This is a genomic window from Endobacterium cereale (assembly GCF_009617585.1).
Classification (GTDB): domain Bacteria; phylum Pseudomonadota; class Alphaproteobacteria; order Rhizobiales; family Rhizobiaceae; genus Neorhizobium; species Neorhizobium cereale.
This window is the reverse complement of the sequence record NZ_WIXI01000022.1, coordinates 297,137-315,119: the sequence shown is the minus strand read 5'-3', so window position 1 is coordinate 315,119 and position 17,983 is coordinate 297,137. Positions and strand designations below refer to the sequence as shown.

Genomic DNA, 17,983 nt, shown 5'->3' with positions numbered 1-17,983 from the left:
CTTTTGGTAACTTGTGTCAAATAATCTAGTTTGGAGTATTTCCAAACAACAGCATGTACTTGAACGGCCTATGTTATCGACCGTTCAAGCTGTGTTGCCAGGGCGAAATCAGGCCTTACGGCGCAGACGGCAGAAGAAGAAGCCGTCGGTATCGGTCGAAGCGGGCGTGAGCGTCAGCGTGGCGTTGTCACGCGAATGCGGACGTGGGGCGTTTTCGCCGAACAATGCATCCCAGGCAGGGGCCGCAGGCTCGATCGAAAATTCCGGATTGCTCTCGGCAAAACGACGTGCCTGCGCATCGTTTTCTTCCGGCAGCACCGAACAGGTGATGTAAATCAGCGTTCCACCCGGCTTCACATAAGCCGCAGCCTCGGTCAGCGCTTCCTGCTGCTGGCCGGTGCGCTCCTCGATATTCTTCTGCGTCAGACGCCATTTGGTGTCGGGGCGGCGCCGCCATGTGCCGGTGCCGGTGCAGGGCGCATCGACCAGCACGGTATCGAGCTTTTCTTTCAGGTTCTCCATGCGGCGCACATCGTCATGAACCTGCGCATTGCGCACGCCGGCACGCTTCAGGCGCTCGATGATCGGCGCCAGTCGCTTGCGATCGGTGTCATAGGCGTGGATCTGGCCCTTGTTGTGCATGGCAGCCGACATGGCGAGCGTCTTGCCGCCACCGCCAGCGCAATAGTCCAGCACCTGTGCGCCCTCGGCCGGCATGACAAGATCGGCAACGATCTGCGATCCCTCATCCTGAACCTCGAACCAGCCTTTCTGGAACGAAAGTTCGGCCGTGACGTTGGGTAGACGTGATGGACCTTCACCGGCGGCGATGCGGACGCCGTTGCGGGCGATCGGAGAGGCGGCAGCACCCGAGCGGTCCAGCGCCTTCACCACCTTGTCGCGCGACGCCTTCAATGTGTTGGCGCGCAGATCAAGGGTCGGGCGCCCGGCCAGCGCCTTGGCTTCCGCCAGCCAATTCTCGCCGAAACCGGCTTCGAAGGATGGCTGAACCCAGTCGGGAATGTCGCCCTGAATGTGGAGCGGCGCGTCAGCAAGGTCGCGGGAAAGAAGCGGCTCGAAGGAAGGCAGGGCCGGTGCGAACTTATCGTCTTCCAGTTCTGCGGCCAGTGTCTCGGGTGAAAAACCCCACTGGCGGATCAGAACGGCAAAGGCGAGGGCTGTCGGGCTTTCGTCTTCCATCAGCCAGGCATGCGACAGGCGCATGCGCAGCGCGTCATAAACGATATTGCCGATCGCGGCGCGGTCGCCTGATCCGGCAAACCGATGGGAAAGGCCCCAGTCCTTGAGAGCATCGGCGACAGGGCGCCTGCGCGCCTCGATATCTGCCAATACCTCGATTGCTCCGGCTACTCGTCCGCCCAGTCGCATGTCAAACTCCGTATCGGTTGAACCCGTATGGCCGGGGTCCTATCGGGGTTTCAGCGGCAGGGCAAGAGGTGGCGACGAAGCTGTCAGGCTGATCAGCCTTCCTTGGCGCCCTTGGCCGCGACCTTCTGGTTGCCGCCATCGACGACCTGATAGCAGACCTGTGCAGTGCCGGAAGAGACCATACCGATGTTCTTGGCGGCAGCCTTGGAAACATCAATGATGCGGCCGCGAATGAATGGGCCACGGTCGTTGATGCGGACGACGACGCTTTTGCCGTTGCGCTTGTTGGTGACCAGAACCTTGGTGCCAAACGGCAGCGAACGATGGGCTGCGGTCATCAGGCTGGCATTCATGCGTTCACCGGATGCGGTTTTGGAGGTCAGGGCATACCAGGAGGCATGTCCACAACCAGGCGCAGCATTTGCCTGCGCAGTACCGAGACAGCTGAGAGCAGCTACGGCAGCTGCGATGGAAAGTGAGCGTCGGACGAAGTTCAAATCGGAGTATCCCCAGTGGTCGAAGAGCCGCATTTGCGGTGGCCGACGCTAAGGCGGGGGCAAAAAAGGCGAAAAAGTGGGCTTTTCGATCACGGAATATTTCACGCGTTAACATGCGTGATGAATCTGCAGGTTGCTAAATCGTTAACGGACACGCAAGAATCGCAGTAAAATCAGTAAAAACCGCAAAACCATTCCGCTTGTCATGGCACTGTCACACTGATCACAAAAACCGCGAAAATAATTTTGCGCGGCAGTGATTTTTGCCGCCCAATTTGCGGAATTTTTGTGAGGCGCCGCCCATATTATTAAGAATTTATGACCTGACACATGGCCTTGGTAGGAAATTTCATCCGTTTTTGTGGCTTTTACGGTGCTGTTTCCAAGCCGGTGGATCAGCCTTTCCAGCGTCCGGAGGACCAGAGGTCGGCCAGCGATGTACGGTAATCCCGGTGTTGAAATTGAAATCCAAGGTTGCATATGGCCGTATTGTAGATGCGCTTGTTGTCGCCATAGAATGAGCGCGCCATCGGCCGCATCTCGGCTGTTTCGAACGCTTGTTCCGGTGGTGGATCCACGCCCATCAGGCGTGCCGCTTCCGTCACGACATCCTGCGGCGGTGCGGGTTCGTCATCGGTGATGTTGAAAATGCCGCCGGTCTTCGATGAGGCGAGGAACAGCGTTGCCGCTGCGATGTCCTCGACGCGAATGCGGTTAAAAACCTGATCCTTCTTGATGATGCGGTGTGCCGTGCCGCGGGCCAGGTTGACGAAGGCATTGCGACCGGGGCCGTATATGCCGGCCAGCCGCAAAATGGCGACCGGAATGCCGGCTGCTTGACCCGCTTCCTGCCATGCCCGTTCGGCTGCCACACGCTCGAGCGCGCGTGCCGATTTCGGATGGCACGGAGTTGTTTCGTCCACCCAGGCACCGTCGTGATTGCCGTAAACGCCGACGGTCGACAGATAACCGACCCAGGTCAGCGCCGGAAACCATTTTTTCAGATCGCGCCCGGTCAGACGCAAAACGCTGTCGCCTTCCGCGCCGGGTGGGATGGACTGCACGAGGTGGGTGATCGTGCGCATGGCGCGGTGCAGTTCGGGCGCAAAATTCTCGCCGCTATATATATAAGGTGTGATGCCGCGGCTGCCGAGTTCGGCAAGCTTGTCAGGGCCGCGCGTCGTGCCGCATGCCGCCTTGCCTCTGGCCAGGGTTTCCGCGCCGATTGCCTGCCCGGAATACCCAGCACCAAAGATCATGACCTGCATTATGCCGCTCCTGCCATTGCCCATTCCGCTTCGACCTCGCCATCCTCATCGATAACGCGAGCAGACGCAAACCGTTCGAATTCTTCGCGGCTCATCAATCGAGCAAGCGCCCATACCGCCATGCCGCGCACGGTGGCCGAAACATCACGAGATAGAGTGGTGCAGATCTCAATGAAACCGCGATCACCCGAATTGCCGGCAGCGATCAGTGTGTTGCGCACAAACCGGTCACGGCCGATGCGCTTCACCGGCGAGCCGCTGAAGAAGCTGCGGAACTGTGCGTCGTCCAGCGTCAGCAGGAAAGCGAGCGACGGCTCCTTCAGATCCTCGCGCGCTTGCAACTTCATCTCGCTGGCGCTTGCGGCAAACTTGTTCCACGGACAGGCGGCCAGACAGTCGTCGCAGCCATAGATGCGATTGCCGATCAGCGGCCGGAACTCGGGCGCGATCGGCCCCTTGTGCTCGATCGTCAGATAGGAAATGCACCGTCGTGCGTCGATCTGGTAGGGCGCCGGGAAGGCGTTGGTCGGACAGGCATCGAGGCAGGCGCGGCATTTACCGCAATGGTCACGCTCGGTATCGTCGAAATCCAGTTCGGCTGTCGTGAAAAGACTGCCGAGAAACAGCCATGATCCATGCGTGCGGCTGACGAGGTTGGTGTGTTTGCCCTGCCAGCCAAGACCGGCGGCTGCCGCCAGCGGCTTTTCCATCACCGGTGCCGTATCGACGAACACTTTCACATCGACGCTGTCGCGGGCGGCAAACCGCGTGGCGATCTCCTTCAACCGTCCCTTGATGACGTCGTGGTAATCACGGTTGCGGGCGTAGACGGAAATATTGCCCTTGTCCGGCTTTGCCAGCAGGCCACGGGGATCCTCGTCCGGCCCGTAATTTATGCCGAACATCACGATCGAGCGAACCTCGCTCCACAGCACCTTCGGGTCACCGCGACGTTCGCGCGTTTCTTCCATCCACGCCATCGTGCCGTGGCGACCGGCCTCAACGAACTCGACAAGGCGAGCAGGTGCGTGTGGAATACTGTCGGGCGAGGTGATGCGACAGAGATCAAAACCCTGGGCTTGCGCTTCCGCCTTGATCAGCGCCGTCAGTTTGCTGGTGCGCAGGCGGTCCTTTTCCGAGCGGGCAGCCGGCAGCAATGGGGCATCTGCCCGCGCAGCATCGGGCTCATTCTCAGAAGTCGAGATCCGCATAATGGGACACCGGGGTTAGGCCGCGGACACGTTCCGCCAGAAGCGGCCGGAAGGACGGCCGCGATTTCAGCCTCTGATACCATTCCTTGGCAATCGGTGTCTCCTGCCAATCGATCTCGCCGAGATAGTCGAGCACGGAGATCGAGGCGGCGGCCGCCAGATCCGCATAGGACAGCCGTTCGCCGGCAAGCCATGGGCGCGAACCGGCAAGCCATGACAGATATTTCATATGCTGGCGAATGTTGGCGCGCGATGTACGCAGCACTTTCGAATCCGGCGCGCCGCCACCATGGGCCGCGCTCATCTGCAGCTTGTAGGCGCGTTCGCGCGTCAGCGGCAGCGTCACGTCCCGTTCCATCTTCAGCAAAAACCATTCGGTCAGGCGGCGGATTTCCGCGCGCTGAAACGGGTCCTCGGCCAGAAGCCGGCGCTCGCGCTTCAATACGCCATGGGTTTCATCGAGAAATTCGAGCAGCACGTTCGGCCCGCTCAGCACCCGCATATTGTCGTCAACATAGACGGGAAGCGTGCCGGCCGGATTGAGGGCCAAAAATTCCCGACGCTTTTCCCAGGTCTGCTCTTCCACGAGGTCGGTCTGAAACCCGTATTCGGCCAGGATAAGCCGCACGAACCGGGAGGCAGACGACATGGGGTGATGATAGAGCGTGGGCATCTGGACTCGATTGTTGGTACTGCAATTATCAGCGGAAGTCGGAGAAGACCTCCAAGTCCCGAATGTGGCTGACATAAGGCGACACAGCCTAATTACCAGACCAAGCGGCCAGAACGACAATTCTCGGCATTTTAAGTTAATTTTTCTAACAAATGATCAAGAATGCCGTTCGGCCGTTAACCGTGCTGGGGCGCTCGCGTTTGCGCAAAGAAAAAGGGTGAGCGCCATGGCACTCACCCTCAATCATCAGAAATTGTCTTGTCTGCTCAGTGAGCGATCGAACCCGTGCTGCAGGGGTCGACGCCATAGGCCGGAGCGCAGGAACCCTTTCCGGCGGCAACCGTGCCGGGCGCCATGAACGAGCCTGCGAGAATGATCAGTGCCGCACACGCAAAAAACAGTGCGATGGACTTGCCCATGGAATTTGGCCTTTCGGAGGAAGGTACTTCTGTCACGGTGGGAATGTCTTTCCTGAAATCCTGAAGCCCGGGATTTATTCGGCGGATTTCAAAGATACAATAGGGGATTCTACTGAATCTGCGGTTAACGCGATGCTATTTCCTAGTGCGATGTTTGTGTCACACTGTGCCGCATCATAAATGTAAAAAAGCACGAGCATTGCCTGCTCGCGCTCATTATTTCGCCGTAATTCTAAAAGCTCAGGCGGCTTTGCCGGTGTTGGTGAACTGGCCCTGCGGGCGATAATGCACCACGTAAAGCGGAAGCACATTGCTCAGGAGCGTGGGCTGGATGCCGAGGCCGGAAAGCGTGCGGTCTTCGGTCTTGGCGGCGTCGGAAACAACGGTGTCCGTCTTCAGCAGCGTGACCTGATCCGATGTCAGCGGCGGGGTGATCAGCGGAACCGATTGCGCGATCTTGCCGATCAACGATGCGATGCCGAAGGGCAGCGACACCAAGCTGCGCTTGCGACAGGTGACGCGCAGAATGGTCTCGAGACAGTTGCGGAACGTCATGACCTCCGGGCCGCCGAGTTCATAGGTCTTGCCCGTTGCCACCTTGCCATCGACCGAGCGCGCCACGGCTTCCGCCACGTCGCCGACGAAAACCGGCTGGAATTTCGTCTTGCCGCCGCCGATCAGCGGCAGGAAAGGCAGGTTGCGGGCCATGGCGGCAAACTTGTTGAAGAAATTGTCTTCCTTGCCGAACACGATCGACGGGCGAAGGATGACCGCATCCGGCAGGGCTGCCAGAATGGCGGCTTCACCGCGGCCCTTCGAGCTTGCGTAGGTGGAGGCGGATTTCGGGTCGGCACCGATCGCGGAAATATGAGTGAGCTTCGCACCGGCCGCTGCTGCTGCTTCCGCCACGGTCTTTGCACCCAGATCCTGGATGGAATCGAACTTGTTCTTGCCGCTTTCGAACAGGATGCCGACGCAGTTGACCACATGCGAGGCGCCAGCAACGGCGCGTTCGACGGATTCCTTGTTGCGCAAGTTTGCCTGCATCAGAGCGATCTGGCCAGGATAACCGTCAGGGCGCAGGAAACCGGCGAGATCCGGACGGCGAACCGCGACACGAATGCGGTAACCACGCTTGGCCAATGCTCGCACCACGTATCGCCCGACAAAGCCCGAACCTCCAAAGACGGTAACGAGTGGCGGAAGATTGGACGCGGTCATGGCATGCTCCGGGAATGGGCCTGTGGCGGGTTGTCGCATTCTCTTAGCCGAAACGCAACGACAGGTGAAGTGGTTGCGTAGCGCGGGAGAACACAATGTCCGGCGCTCGCGATGATGCGGGTCCGATGGTCTTGCGCGTTGATCTTGCGCAAGAACGCAGCCGAATTTCGAACGGAAAAATCCGGACGATCAAACCCCTTCGACCACGAGCATGTCGGCGTCGGCCACTTCCTGGCGGATTTTTGCCGCGGCCTGATATTCCGGCGAATTATAGCAGTCGATTGCCGCCTGAACGGATGGAAACTCGATCACGACATTGCGGCTGCGAGCTTCGCCTTCTAGGTGGCTGACCGGCCCGCCGCGCGCGAGAAAATTCGCACCAAAACGTTCGAAGGCAGGTTTGGCTGTTGCCACATAATCCTTGTATCGCTCGGCATCGCGTACATCGACACGAGCGATCCAGTACCCTTTCGGCATTGTCTTCTCCTCCCCCTGTTCGACGCTCAGGCGTCGTTTGCAGGCCATAGCGCCTGCCGCATCTCTTCCAGAATGGCGTCCGCAGCCTGTTTCGGCTCGGTAGCTTTTACGATCGGGCGAGCGACCACGAGGTGCGTCGAGCCGGCCTTCAGGGCATCATAAGGTGTGACGACGCGTTTCTGGTCGCCGGCATCGGCGCCCTTGGGGCGAATGCCGGGCGTCACGACTGCCATGTTCGGGCCGACGATGTCGCGCACCACGGCAGATTCTTCCGCCGAGCAGACGATGCCGCCCATTCCGGCTTCGCGTGCCTGTGTTGCGCGGATGCGCACCAGTTCTTCCGGCGTGTGGGCATAACCGGCTTCCGTCAGGTCTGCCGCATCCATCGAGGTCAGCACCGTTACGCCCAGCAGGCAGAGGTCGGATCCCTTGGCTGCTTCGACTGCAGCGCGCATCGCCTTCGGGTATGCATGCAGCGTCAACATGGTCATGCCCATGCCGGCAATCGCTTCGACGCCCTTCGCCACCGTGTTGTCGATGTCGAGCAGCTTCATGTCGAGAAAGACTTTCTTGCCGTCTTTCGCGAGATCGCGGGCCAGTTCCAGGCCGCCGATAAAGGCCAGCTGGTGACCGATCTTGTAGAAGGAAACGCTGTCGCCGAGCGTCGCGACCATCGCTTCGGCCTCGGCAATCGTGGGAATGTCCAGGCCTACGATCAGTCGGTCACGTGCGCTCATGGTCTAAACTCCCTGCCAGATCTCGATAGGGGTCCAGTCGCATGAGATGGCGCGGTTCGCAAGATCAAAGCAGAAGAGATTGCCGCCGCCGGCAGGCTGGTCGCCATTGCGGGCAATGGGCTTGCCGGCCAGATGGCATTTCAGAAGTGTGCCGACACCGCCGTGGCCGACAAATGCGATCGGGACTTTCGGATCGTGATCGGAAAGAATGCGCTCCACGGCCGAAACGATGCGGGTCTGCGCATCGATTGCCCGTTCCCAACCGTGAAAACTTTCGTTCGGATGGGCGAAGAACCAGTCAGCGGCTTTTTCGAATTCAGGGGGTGTCAGAAAGCCGGTCGCCGACCGGTCGTTCTCGTGGGTGTCGCGGGCGATCGTGACCGGGAGGTCATTGGCGGCAGCCAATATCTCGGCTGTCTCGATGGCTTTGGTCTCGTCGCTGGAAACGATGCGGCCCAGCTGTCTTGCCCACTCGGAGCGCGCCGCCTGTTCCGCCCGTGCCCGCCCGATATCGGACATGCCCCATCGCGGCACCGGCACGGCCGGGTCGATCCGCACCTGCGGGTGAGTGATATAGAGCGCGAAACCCATGCGCGTCAGCCGCGCGTGTAAACCCAGAGCTGGGCCGGCGGGATGTTGCGGACGACAAAATCGTAATGCTTGATCTTGTAGCTGCTCGGCTTGGCGATGACCGGGGAGACCGGGCCATAGGTGATCTGGATCACCGGGCGACCGGCCGGCATGCGGTTCAGAAGGTCTTCGATCAGCGCGATGCGGCGCTCCATCGGAAAGCTTAAGAGCGGAATGGCGGAAATGACGCTGTCGAAGATCACATTGTTCTTGTCACCCAGCGTCTTGTCCAGATCGAAGGCGTCGCCATTGATGAAGTGCACGCCTTCGTAGGTCTTGACGAGGTTCTGGTAGAAATCCGTCGAGAACTCGATCGACACCAGGTTTTCCGGCGCGATGCCGCGCTCGATGATTGCCTTGGTGATGACGCCGGTGCCCGGGCCGAGTTCGAGAACCGGCAGGCCCGACGAAGGATTAATGACGCTTGCCATGCGCTTGGCGGTGACGGAGGAGGTTGGGCAGATCGCGCCAACGCTTTTCGGGCCATCCATCCAGCCTTTGAAGAAACGGATTTCCTCGTCAAATTTGCGGCCGAGCCGTTCCTTCAAGCGCAGTTCCATCCGTCAGTCTCCTCGCTGTTTCGCAGCGTTTTATGTGGGCTCAAATGTCGCCAAAACAAGGCAAAATGTCGCTGCCTCAAAATGCCATGAAAAAAGGCGGCTATTTCTAGCCGCCTTGTCCAATCCTAGACGCGCATCGGCATCAGGACATAAAGGGCGTCATCGCCCGCCGTATCGCGCACCAGTGTGGGAGAGCCGGCATCGGCCAGCATGAAGATGGCGTCGTCGCCGGAAAGCTGGGCGGTGATGTCCAGCAGGTATTTGGCGTTGAAGCCGATTTCCATCGCGTCGTTTTCGTAACCGACGGCGACTTCTTCCGTGGCGCTACCCGAATCCGGGTTGTTGACGGTGAGCGTCAGCTGGCCTTCGGAGATCGCGAGCTTCACGGCGCGGCCACGTTCCGACGAGATGGTCGAAACACGGTCAACGGCGCGCGTAAAACTCTGGCAATCGACGCGCATTTCCTTGTCGTTGCCGGTCGGAATGACGCGCTGGTAATCCGGGAACGTGCCGTCGATCAGCTTCGATGTCATGATGATCTCGCCGATCGTCAGGCGGATTTTTGCATCCGACAGCTCGACCGTGACGATGAGTTCCGGATTGTCGACCAGCTTCTGCAATTCGCCGACCGTCTTGCGGGGAATGATGATGCCCGGCATGCCTTCCGAACCGGACGGCGCTTCCACATCAGCGCGGGCCAGACGGTGACCGTCGGTGGCAACGGCGCGCAGCTTCAATGCGCCACCGGCTTCGATCGTGTGGAAGAAAATGCCGTTGAGGTAGTAACGCGTCTCTTCGGTCGAGATCGCAAACTGCGTGCGCTCGATCAGCATCTTGAGATCGGTCGCCTTCAGCTTGAACGTATGGCTGAATGTGCCGGCGGTCAGATCCGGGAAATCGGTTTCCGGCAGGCACTGCAGCGAAAATTTCGAGCGGCCCGACTGCACGGTCATCGAACCGCCATCCGGCGTGGTGGCCAGCATCACTTCCGAGCCGTCCGGCAGCTTGCGGACGATTTCGTAAAGAAGATGCGCCGGAACGGTGGTGGCACCGGCCTGCTCGACCATGGCCGGCACGCTCTCGGTGATTTCGAGATCAAGGTCGGTCGCCTTGAGTTCGAGATTGGCGCCGGATGCGCGCATCAGAACGTTCGACAGGATCGGGATCGTGTTCCGGCGCTCGACCACGCGGTGAACGTGGTTCAGCGACTTCAGAAGGTTGGATCGCTCAAGAGTAATACGCATGGACGCTATCGCTTTCGACCGTGCCGGGCCGGAGACCGGACCGTATGTTATTGTCGTCCGCCCGGAAGGCGGATGGATGTGGACGGGCAAAATGGCAGACATTTACGAGCAAACGCAAGAGGGTGGAGGCATCGCCTGCCCCAATTCGCTGTTCCGCATCGATGATGCGCACAGAAAAGCGATCATTGCCGTGGCTTGCCGAAGTCCTGCGCCTCGACCATAAAGGCGGAAAGACAGCATGAAAGCGAGAATAGAGTGACGGAAGAGACAAAAACGGCAACGCGCGGTTATCGGGTCGCAAACACGTTTGTGCCTGCCCGGCCGCTGGAGCCTGCGCTCTATCTGGTCGCAACGCCGATCGGTAATCTCGGCGATATCACGCTGCGCGCGCTGGAAACGCTCTCCGGTGCCGATGTTCTTGCCTGCGAAGATACCCGCGTCACCCGCGTGTTGCTCGACCGCTTTGGGATCGTCAACAAGCCTTATGCCTATCACGAACACAATGCCGATGAGGTTGGGCCAAAGCTGCTGGCGGCGCTGGAAGGCGGCAAGTCGGTGGCGCTCGTCTCGGATGCCGGCACGCCGCTGGTGTCCGATCCCGGTTACCGTCTGGGTCAGCTGGCGATCTCGGCCGGTTTTCGTGTTGTTCCCATTCCGGGTGCTTCAGCGCCGCTGGCGGCCCTCGTCGGTTCCGGCCAGCCGTCGGACGCGTTTCTGTTTGCCGGCTTTTTGCCGGTGAAGGAAAAAGGACGCCGTGACCGTCTCGCGGAACTGTCGAAAATACCCTCGACCCTGATCTTTTTCGAGAGCCCGCACCGCATCGCCGCAACGCTTGCCTCTGCCGCTGACGTATTGGGCCGGGAGCGTGAAGCCTGTGTCTGTCGCGAACTGACCAAGACATTCGAAGAGTTTCGCCGCGGCACGCTCGGCGAACTGGCCGATCATTATAATGGCGATGATATTACCGTGAAGGGCGAGATCGTCCTCGTCGTCGGGCCACCGGATTATGATGACGTCCCGGGCGCGGTCGAGGTCGATGTGCTTTTGCGTGAATTGGCGTCGACCATGCAGACCTCGAAGGCTGCAGCCGAGGCGGCACGCCTGACTGGCCTGTCGAAAAAAGACCTTTACCAGCGCCTCATTGCCCTGAAGGGAGAGGATGAGCCCGGCCAGACAGAAAGCTGATCGACGGGAAATTCGCCGTCGCGCCGAACGCCGGGGCCACTGGTCCGAATATCTGGCGGCCGCTTTTCTGTTGCTTAAGGGCTACCGTATTCTCGCCATGCGTTACAAAACCAAGAGCGGCGAGATCGATCTCATTGCCCGCAAGCGTAATCTCGTGGCCTTTGTTGAAGTCAAGGCGCGGCGAGAACAGGGCTTGGCTCTCGACGCTGTCGGCTACGAGACGCAAAAACGCATCCATTCCGCTTCCGAGCAATGGCTGTCACGCAGGCGTGATGCCCATCTTCTTTCACTTCGATATGATGTCATCGCCGTGCTTCCGGGCCGTTTTCCCAAACATTTTCAAGATGTATTCTGAAGCAATTGCAATGCTGTGCATGCCCGTTAAGTGACTGTAATCATTCCGTCACGAGTCTGTTACGTTGTTGTCACATAAGCCCACTATCCCTCCGTCACCATTAACTGGCGGAGAGGGGTGTACTCCCATGATGAAGAAGCTTGTTCTGGCTGCTGCTGCAGTCGCACTGTCTGCAACCACGTCGCTTGCCGCGACCGAAGTCACCTGGTGGCACGCCATGGGTGGCGAACTCGGCAAGAAGCTCGAGGAAGTCGCTCAGAAGTTCAACGAAAGCCAGTCCGAATACAAGGTCGTCCCGACCTACAAGGGCACCTACCCGGAAACCCTCAATGCAGCGATTGCCGCTTTCCGCGCCAAGCAGCAGCCGGCCATCGTTCAGGTTTTCGAAGTCGGCACCGGCACGATGATGGCCGCCAAGGGCGCCGTTTACCCGGTCTATAAGCTGATGGCTGACCAGGGCGAAGCGTTCGACACCAAGTCGTTCCTGACGCCGGTCACCGGCTATTATTCGGATACCGAAGGCAACATCCTGTCGCTGCCTTTCAACTCCTCCACGCCGATCATGTATTACAACAAGGACGTCTTCAAGAAGGCTGGCCTTGATCCGGAAGTTGCTCCAAAGACCTGGAAGGAAGTCGAGGAATTTTCGAAGAAGATCGTGACCTCGGGCGCTGCCAAGTGCGGCTTCACCTCTGCCTGGATCACCTGGGTTCAGACTGAAAACCTCTCCGCCATCCACGACAAGCCGTTCGGCTCGCTCGAAAACGGTTTTGGTGGCTTCGACACCAAGTTCGAATTCAATGGCGACCTGCAGGTCAAGCATTGGGCAAACCTGAAGAAGTGGCAGGATGAAGGCCTCTTCAAGTACGGCGGCCCGGTTGGCGGCGATCAGGCAGCCACCATGTTCTACGCCCAGGAATGCGCCATCACGATGAACTCGTCGGCCGGTCGCGCTGGCGTCATCAACAATGCCAAGAACTTTACCCCGGGCTTCGCTCCGCTGCCTTATTACGACGATGAAACCAAGGAGCCGAAAAACTCCATCATCGGTGGCGCAACGCTGTGGGTTCTGAACGGCAAGGACGATGCGACCTACAAGGGCGTTGCAAAGTTCTTCTCCTACCTGTCGAAGCCGGAAGTCCAGGCTGACTGGCACCAGTTCACCGGTTACCTGCCGATCACCAATGCTGCCTATGAGCTTGGCCAGAGCCAGGGGTATTACGCAAAGAACCCGGGCGCCGACGTTTCGATCAAGCAGATCATGCGCGGTACGCCGACTGCCAACTCCAAGGGCGTTCGCTTCGGCAACTTTGCCCAGGTCCGCACCGTTGTGGACGAAGAGTTCCAGTCGCTCCTGTCCGGCAAGAAGGACGCCAAGCAGGCTCTCGACGCTGCCGTCGAGCGCGGTAACACCATCCTGCGCGAGTTCCAGGCCGCCAACTAACCATTGGCTTTGAAATGAGGGAGGGGACCGGTATCTGCCGGTCCTTTCCTTGTTTGCAGGGCATCGCAACCTGGCGATGCAGCAACGGCGGACGGACATGATGGATACCAAACGAACGACATTCAACAACAAGCTGCTGCCTTACCTTCTTCTGGCGCCACAGCTGATCATCACCCTGGTGTTCTTCATCTGGCCGGCCGCGCAGGCGGTAAAATCCTCCGTCGAACGCGAGGACCCATTTGGTTTCTCGACGGTCTTCGTGGGACTGACACATTACAAGCGGCTTCTTGCCGATCCGAACTATCTCGACAGCCTTCTGCGCACCGGCGTTTTCGCCGTCGCCGTCACGCTCCTGTCTATGGGCCTTGGACTTGCCTTCGCCGCTGCTGTCGATCGGTTGGCGCGCACGTCGCGCATCTACACGACACTGCTCGTCTGGCCGTATGCGGTCGCCCCGGTCATTGCCGGCGTTCTCTGGTGGTTCCTGTTCAACACCTCGACCGGCATCATGCCCTATTTCCTGTCGCAGTTCGGCATCAAATGGGACCACGATCTCAATGGCACCCATGCGATGATCCTCATCATCATCGCGGCCGCATGGAAGCAGGTTTCCTACAATTTCCTGTTTTTCCTCGCCGGCCTGCAATCGGTGCCGCATGCGCTGATGGAGGCGGGAGCGATTGATGGCGCCGGCCCGGTCAAACGCTTTTTCACCATCGCATTGCCGCTGCTTTCGCCGACAACCTTTTTCCTGTTCATCATCAACGTGAACTACGCCATGTTCGACACGTTTCCGATCGTCGATGCGACGACCTCGGGTGGCCCGGCCCAGTCGACCAACATCCTGGTCTACAAGGTCTATCAGGATGGTTTTATCGGGCTGAACCTCGGCTCGTCATCGGCGCAGTCAGTACTCCTGATGCTGATCGTCATGGTGCTGACCTTCGTGCAGTTCCGCTACGTCGAACGTCGCGTTCAATATTGAGGATCGACCATGGTTGAAAACCGCCCATTCCTGACCTTTCTCACCCATGCCTTCCTGATCCTCGGTTTCGTGGTGGTGGCGTTTCCCGTCTATGTGGCCTTCGTTGCCTCCACGCATGACCTGCAGACGCTGTTGACCGGCGCTGTGCCGCTTCTTCCAGGATCGCACTTCATCGAGAACTATTCAGCCATCCTGACAAATGTATCGGCCGCCCATGGCCTGCCGAACTACTCGCATATGGCACTCAACTCGCTGGTGATGGCGGTCGTCATCACCATCGGAAAAATCCTGATCTCGATCACCTCGGCCTTTGCGATCGTTTATTTCCGCTTCCCCTTCCGGGTGCTGGCCTTCTGGATCATCTTCGTGACGCTGATGCTGCCGGTCGAGGTACGCATCATGCCGACATACAAGATCGTCGCCGATCTCGGCATGCTCAACTCCTGGGCGGGCCTCACCATCCCGCTCATTGCATCCGCCACCGCCACCTTCCTGTTCCGCCAGTTCTTCATGACTGTGCCGGACGAAATTCTGGAAGCGGCGCGTGTCGATGGTGCCGGCGCGATGAAATTTTTCTGGGATATCCTGCTGCCGCTGTCGCGCACCAATATCGGCGCGCTCTGCGTTATCCTCTTCATCTATGGCTGGGTGCAGTATCTCTGGCCGCTGCTGGTAACCACCGATACCAGTTATTACACGCTGATGATGGGTATGAAGCGCATGGTGACCGCTCAGGACGGCGTGATCGCCTGGAATTACGTGATGGCGGGCTCGGTTTTGGCCATGCTGCCCCCTATCCTGATCGTCATTTTCATGCAGCGGCTTTTCATCCGCGGCCTGACAGAAACGGAGAAGTAAAATGGCATCCATCGACGTCGAAAAAGTCGGAAAGATCTACACCGGCGGCGTTCGGGCTGTCACCGACATCAACCTTGAGATCAAGGACGGTGAATTCATCGTTCTGGTCGGCCCTTCCGGCTGTGGCAAATCCACGCTTTTGCGCATGCTCGCCGGTCTGGAGACAATCTCCGAAGGCCAGGTGAAGATCGGCTCACGTGTCGTCAACCGCGTCGAACCGGCCGACCGTGACATCGCCATGGTGTTCCAGAATTATGCGCTCTATCCGCATATGACGGTGCGCCAGAACCTCGAATATGGTCTGAAGAACCGCAAGACACCGAAGGCGGAGATCGACGCTCGCGTCACCGAAGCCGCCCGCATGCTGGAAATCACCCAGTATCTTGATCGCAAGCCGCGTGCGCTTTCCGGCGGTCAGCGCCAGCGCGTCGCCATGGGCCGTGCCATTGTGCGCAAGCCGGCCGTCTTCCTGTTCGATGAGCCGCTCTCCAACCTCGATGCCAAACTGCGCGTTTCCATGCGCGGCGAGATCAAGCGCCTGCAGCGCCGTCTCGGCACCACCTCGATCTATGTCACGCATGACCAGCTGGAGGCGATGACACTCGCCGATCGTCTGGTCGTGCTGAATGGCGGCCAGATCGAACAGGTCGGCTCGCCGCTCGATGTCTATCACACGCCGGCCTCCACCTTCGTTGCCAGCTTCATCGGCTCTCCCGCCATGAACCTCGTCAAGGGAGAGCTGCAGGGTGACAAGCTCGTCATCGGTCCGGCAATTATTGCCCTGGGTGCCTATGCTCCGACCCCGGGCGCCGTCACGGTCGGCATGCGCGCCGAAGACCTGCGGGTCGTGTCGGGCGATGAAGGCATGCCCTTTACCGTCGAATATGTCGAGGAACTCGGCTCGCAGCGTCTCGTTCACGGCCTGGTCGGCGATCAGTTGCTGACAATCGCGCTTTCCGGTGAAGCCGAAATAGCAGGCACGATGCGCATTGCGGTCGATCCCGCCAGGCTACACTTTTTCTCTGCTGACAATGGCAAGCGCATCGTCGGCACGAGTGAGGCGGCGATGGCTGTGGCCACACCCAGCCCGGCACCGGTCGGCTGACTTGTCACGGAATGAGGGCGATTTGAGCAATTCTAGTCAATTCTGAAATCGTCCTCTTACCCTTTTGGCCTATCGTTTCTCTCGGCTCTGAGGTCCGGGGACAAGATATGGCTTTGCATTACATCGCAATCGCTGCCGCAGCAGTTGGTTTTCGCTACAAAGGCAAGCCGCCTTTCGTTCGAATGTCGGCTCCCTTTGTCGGGGCAAGCTCCGCCACGGCGGAGATGAAAGCAGCACCGGTCGAGCCGAGCTGGATTATCAGTGGTGATCCGCAGGCGCGTGTCTCCGCGCATTCCGAAGCGGCTGACAAATTTGCTTCGACCGCCGTATGGGATTGCACGGCCGGCACATTCCGCTGGTTTTTCGGCTGGGATGAAACCGTTGTCATTCTTGAAGGTGAAGTTCATGTGACCGCCGAGGACGGCAGCGAACGCACGCTGAAGGCCGGCGATGTCGGCTATTTCCGTGGCGGCACCTGGGCCACCTGGCATATCGACAATTACGTCAAGAAGATTGCCTTCATCCGCAAGCCGATGCCCATGCCGCTTTCCTATGCCTACCGTGCCTGGGCGAAGTTCGGGCCGAAGCGCAAGGGCGGCCTTGCCGCCTGAAAAGGCGTAACGATAAGGCATCCGAAGCAGTTGCCATCCCGCGCCTGCCGTCCTACATCAGGCGGGCATTTTCAAAGGGTGGCTTATGGCAAAGATCAAGACAGTCGCGTTCCAGATGGATCATGTTTCCGGCATCAACATTGCCGGCGATTCAACCTTTGCCATGGCGCTGGAAGCCCAGACGCGCGGCTATCAGGTGTTTCATTACACGCCCGACCGGCTGACCATGCGCGACGGCAAGATTTTTGCCGCGCTGGAGCCGATGCAGCTGCGCGACGTCAAGGGCGATCATTATACGCTTGGCGACAAGGAGCGAGTCGACCTATCGACCATCGACGTGGTCCATCTGCGTCAGGACCCGCCCTTCGACATGGGATATATCACCTCGACGCATCTGCTCGAGCGCATTCACCCGAAGACACTGGTCGTCAACGATCCGGCCTGGGTGCGCAACTCGCCGGAAAAGATCTTTGTCACCGAGTTCGCCGACCTGATGCCGCCGACGCTGATCTCGCGCGATCCGGACGAGATTGCCGCTTTCAGGCAGGAACTCGGCGATATCATCCTCAAGCCGCTTTACGGCAATGGCGGCGCCGGCGTGTTCCACTCGACCCGCGACGACCGCAATTTCACGTCGCTTCTGGAAATGTTCGGTCAGATGTATCGCGGCGAACCCTATATCGCCCAAGGCTATCTGAAAGAAGTCCGCAAGGGCGACAAGCGCATCCTTCTGGTGGACGGTGAACCGGTAGGCGCCATCAACCGTGTGCCGGCCGAAACAGACAGCCGCTCCAACATGCATGTTGGTGGCCGCGCCGAACCGACAGAGCTGACGGCACGTGAACGGGAAATTTGCGCCCGCATCGGTCCCGCCCTGCGTGAACGCGGTTTCCTTTTCGTCGGCATCGATGTGATCGGTGACTACATGACCGAGATCAACGTCACCTCGCCGACCGGCATCCGCGAAGTGAAAAAATTCGGCGGCGCCGATGTCGCCAGCCTGCTCTGGGACGCGATCGAAGCCAAGCGCGGCGCCTGATTAATCACGGAAGTTGATGAACGGCCTGTCTCGCGAGAGACGGGCCGTTCTCTTTCGTTCCTGTCCTTTTTCGCC

20 protein-coding genes are annotated in these 17,983 nt (G+C 59.3%); 8 read left to right on the top strand and 12 right to left on the bottom strand.

Annotated elements, in window-relative coordinates:
- Positions 1-108: 108 nt before the first annotated feature.
- The 12 genes from GAO09_RS01765 to dnaN form a co-directional block, all read right to left on the bottom strand.
- The gene (locus GAO09_RS01765; protein WP_153352333.1) at positions 109-1,389 is read right to left on the bottom strand and encodes an RsmB/NOP family class I SAM-dependent RNA methyltransferase; all 1,281 of its coding nucleotides are present in this window, start codon (positions 1,387-1,389) and stop codon (positions 109-111) included.
- 92 nt (positions 1,390-1,481) lie between these two features.
- Positions 1,482-1,886 carry a septal ring lytic transglycosylase RlpA family protein gene (locus GAO09_RS01760; protein ID WP_209018568.1) on the bottom strand — a complete coding sequence of 135 codons (405 nt, stop codon included), beginning with the start codon at positions 1,884-1,886 and terminating at the stop codon, positions 1,482-1,484.
- Between the two features lie 395 nt (positions 1,887-2,281).
- Positions 2,282-3,154: an SDR family oxidoreductase gene (locus GAO09_RS01755; RefSeq protein WP_153352331.1), complete on the bottom strand. Its 873-nt coding sequence runs from the start codon at positions 3,152-3,154 to the stop codon at positions 2,282-2,284.
- Complete coding sequence (queG, locus tag GAO09_RS01750) at positions 3,154-4,365, bottom strand: tRNA epoxyqueuosine(34) reductase QueG (protein ID WP_153352330.1); 1,212 nt, start codon at positions 4,363-4,365, stop codon at positions 3,154-3,156. The genes GAO09_RS01755 and queG overlap by 1 nt, the downstream gene beginning before the upstream one ends.
- Positions 4,346-5,038, bottom strand: coding sequence for a glutathione S-transferase family protein (locus tag GAO09_RS01745; RefSeq protein ID WP_153352329.1), 693 nt, complete (start codon positions 5,036-5,038; stop codon positions 4,346-4,348). Before GAO09_RS01745 ends, queG begins: the two co-directional genes overlap by 20 nt.
- A 266-nt stretch (positions 5,039-5,304) precedes the next feature.
- Complete coding sequence (locus tag GAO09_RS29500; RefSeq protein ID WP_209018567.1) at positions 5,305-5,457, bottom strand: hypothetical protein; 153 nt, start codon at positions 5,455-5,457, stop codon at positions 5,305-5,307.
- Between the two features lie 240 nt (positions 5,458-5,697).
- On the bottom strand, positions 5,698-6,678 hold the full coding sequence (locus GAO09_RS01740; RefSeq protein WP_153352328.1) for a complex I NDUFA9 subunit family protein: 981 nt from the start codon (positions 6,676-6,678) through the stop codon (positions 5,698-5,700).
- Between the two features lie 189 nt (positions 6,679-6,867).
- Positions 6,868-7,155, bottom strand: coding sequence for a DUF1330 domain-containing protein (locus GAO09_RS01735; RefSeq protein WP_132276346.1), 288 nt, complete (start codon positions 7,153-7,155; stop codon positions 6,868-6,870).
- 26 nt (positions 7,156-7,181) lie between these two features.
- Complete coding sequence (pyrF, locus tag GAO09_RS01730; protein ID WP_153352327.1) at positions 7,182-7,892, bottom strand: orotidine-5'-phosphate decarboxylase; 711 nt, start codon at positions 7,890-7,892, stop codon at positions 7,182-7,184.
- 3 nt (positions 7,893-7,895) lie between these two features.
- Positions 7,896-8,483, bottom strand: a complete 588-nt coding sequence (locus tag GAO09_RS01725) for a histidine phosphatase family protein (protein ID WP_153352326.1) — start codon at positions 8,481-8,483, stop codon at positions 7,896-7,898.
- A 5-nt stretch (positions 8,484-8,488) separates the two neighbouring features.
- The gene (gene pmtA, locus GAO09_RS01720) at positions 8,489-9,082 is read right to left on the bottom strand and encodes a phospholipid N-methyltransferase PmtA (RefSeq protein ID WP_153352325.1); all 594 of its coding nucleotides are present in this window, start codon (positions 9,080-9,082) and stop codon (positions 8,489-8,491) included.
- Positions 9,083-9,207: 125 nt separating this feature from the next.
- Complete coding sequence (dnaN, locus tag GAO09_RS01715; protein WP_153352324.1) at positions 9,208-10,326, bottom strand: DNA polymerase III subunit beta; 1,119 nt, start codon at positions 10,324-10,326, stop codon at positions 9,208-9,210.
- 255 nt (positions 10,327-10,581) lie between these two features.
- Between dnaN and rsmI the strand changes: the two genes are divergently transcribed.
- The 8 genes from rsmI to gshB all read left to right on the top strand — a co-directional run bounded on the left by rsmI (position 10,582) and on the right by gshB (position 17,908).
- Positions 10,582-11,511, top strand: a complete 930-nt coding sequence (rsmI, locus tag GAO09_RS01710; protein WP_338015037.1) for a 16S rRNA (cytidine(1402)-2'-O)-methyltransferase — start codon at positions 10,582-10,584, stop codon at positions 11,509-11,511.
- The gene (locus GAO09_RS01705; RefSeq protein ID WP_153352322.1) at positions 11,486-11,866 is read left to right on the top strand and encodes a YraN family protein; all 381 of its coding nucleotides are present in this window, start codon (positions 11,486-11,488) and stop codon (positions 11,864-11,866) included. Before rsmI ends, GAO09_RS01705 begins: the two co-directional genes overlap by 26 nt.
- 130 nt (positions 11,867-11,996) lie before the next feature.
- A complete protein-coding gene (ugpB, locus tag GAO09_RS01700) occupies positions 11,997-13,310 on the top strand; it encodes a sn-glycerol-3-phosphate ABC transporter substrate-binding protein UgpB (RefSeq protein ID WP_153352691.1) in 1,314 nt (437 codons plus the stop codon).
- A 100-nt stretch (positions 13,311-13,410) separates the two neighbouring features.
- Entirely contained in the window at positions 13,411-14,295 is an 885-nt protein-coding gene (ugpA, locus tag GAO09_RS01695; protein ID WP_153352321.1) for a sn-glycerol-3-phosphate ABC transporter permease UgpA, read from the top strand.
- 9 nt (positions 14,296-14,304) lie between these two features.
- Complete coding sequence (gene ugpE / locus GAO09_RS01690; RefSeq protein ID WP_153352320.1) at positions 14,305-15,153, top strand: sn-glycerol-3-phosphate ABC transporter permease UgpE; 849 nt, start codon at positions 14,305-14,307, stop codon at positions 15,151-15,153.
- A gap of 1 nt (position 15,154) precedes the next feature.
- Positions 15,155-16,258, top strand: a complete 1,104-nt coding sequence (locus tag GAO09_RS01685) for a sn-glycerol-3-phosphate import ATP-binding protein UgpC (protein ID WP_153352319.1) — start codon at positions 15,155-15,157, stop codon at positions 16,256-16,258.
- A 107-nt stretch (positions 16,259-16,365) separates the two neighbouring features.
- Positions 16,366-16,869, top strand: a complete 504-nt coding sequence (locus tag GAO09_RS01680) for a cupin domain-containing protein (RefSeq protein WP_153352318.1) — start codon at positions 16,366-16,368, stop codon at positions 16,867-16,869.
- A gap of 85 nt (positions 16,870-16,954) precedes the next feature.
- Positions 16,955-17,908 (top strand): glutathione synthase, encoded by a 954-nt coding sequence (gshB, locus tag GAO09_RS01675; protein WP_153352317.1) that lies wholly within the window; start codon positions 16,955-16,957, stop codon positions 17,906-17,908.
- Positions 17,909-17,983 lie beyond the last annotated feature (75 nt).

Coding starts and splice junctions, on each gene's coding strand:
- ugpE (WP_153352320.1), top strand. CDS start 14,305: ATGGTTGAAAACCGCCCATTCCTGACCTTTCTCACCCATGCCTTCCTG.
- GAO09_RS01680 (WP_153352318.1), top strand. CDS start 16,366: ATGGCTTTGCATTACATCGCAATCGCTGCCGCAGCAGTTGGTTTTCGC.
- GAO09_RS01705 (WP_153352322.1), top strand. CDS start 11,486: ATGAGCCCGGCCAGACAGAAAGCTGATCGACGGGAAATTCGCCGTCGC.
- pyrF (WP_153352327.1), bottom strand. CDS start 7,892: ATGAGCGCACGTGACCGACTGATCGTAGGCCTGGACATTCCCACGATT.
- dnaN (WP_153352324.1), bottom strand. CDS start 10,326: ATGCGTATTACTCTTGAGCGATCCAACCTTCTGAAGTCGCTGAACCAC.
- GAO09_RS01765 (WP_153352333.1), bottom strand. CDS start 1,389: ATGCGACTGGGCGGACGAGTAGCCGGAGCAATCGAGGTATTGGCAGAT.
- gshB (WP_153352317.1), top strand. CDS start 16,955: ATGGCAAAGATCAAGACAGTCGCGTTCCAGATGGATCATGTTTCCGGC.
- ugpB (WP_153352691.1), top strand. CDS start 11,997: ATGAAGAAGCTTGTTCTGGCTGCTGCTGCAGTCGCACTGTCTGCAACC.
- GAO09_RS01685 (WP_153352319.1), top strand. CDS start 15,155: ATGGCATCCATCGACGTCGAAAAAGTCGGAAAGATCTACACCGGCGGC.
- GAO09_RS01735 (WP_132276346.1), bottom strand. CDS start 7,155: ATGCCGAAAGGGTACTGGATCGCTCGTGTCGATGTACGCGATGCCGAG.
- GAO09_RS01740 (WP_153352328.1), bottom strand. CDS start 6,678: ATGACCGCGTCCAATCTTCCGCCACTCGTTACCGTCTTTGGAGGTTCG.
- ugpA (WP_153352321.1), top strand. CDS start 13,411: ATGGATACCAAACGAACGACATTCAACAACAAGCTGCTGCCTTACCTT.
- GAO09_RS29500 (WP_209018567.1), bottom strand. CDS start 5,457: ATGGGCAAGTCCATCGCACTGTTTTTTGCGTGTGCGGCACTGATCATT.
- GAO09_RS01725 (WP_153352326.1), bottom strand. CDS start 8,483: ATGGGTTTCGCGCTCTATATCACTCACCCGCAGGTGCGGATCGACCCG.
- pmtA (WP_153352325.1), bottom strand. CDS start 9,082: ATGGAACTGCGCTTGAAGGAACGGCTCGGCCGCAAATTTGACGAGGAA.
- GAO09_RS01745 (WP_153352329.1), bottom strand. CDS start 5,038: ATGCCCACGCTCTATCATCACCCCATGTCGTCTGCCTCCCGGTTCGTG.
- GAO09_RS01755 (WP_153352331.1), bottom strand. CDS start 3,154: ATGCAGGTCATGATCTTTGGTGCTGGGTATTCCGGGCAGGCAATCGGC.
- queG (WP_153352330.1), bottom strand. CDS start 4,365: ATGCGGATCTCGACTTCTGAGAATGAGCCCGATGCTGCGCGGGCAGAT.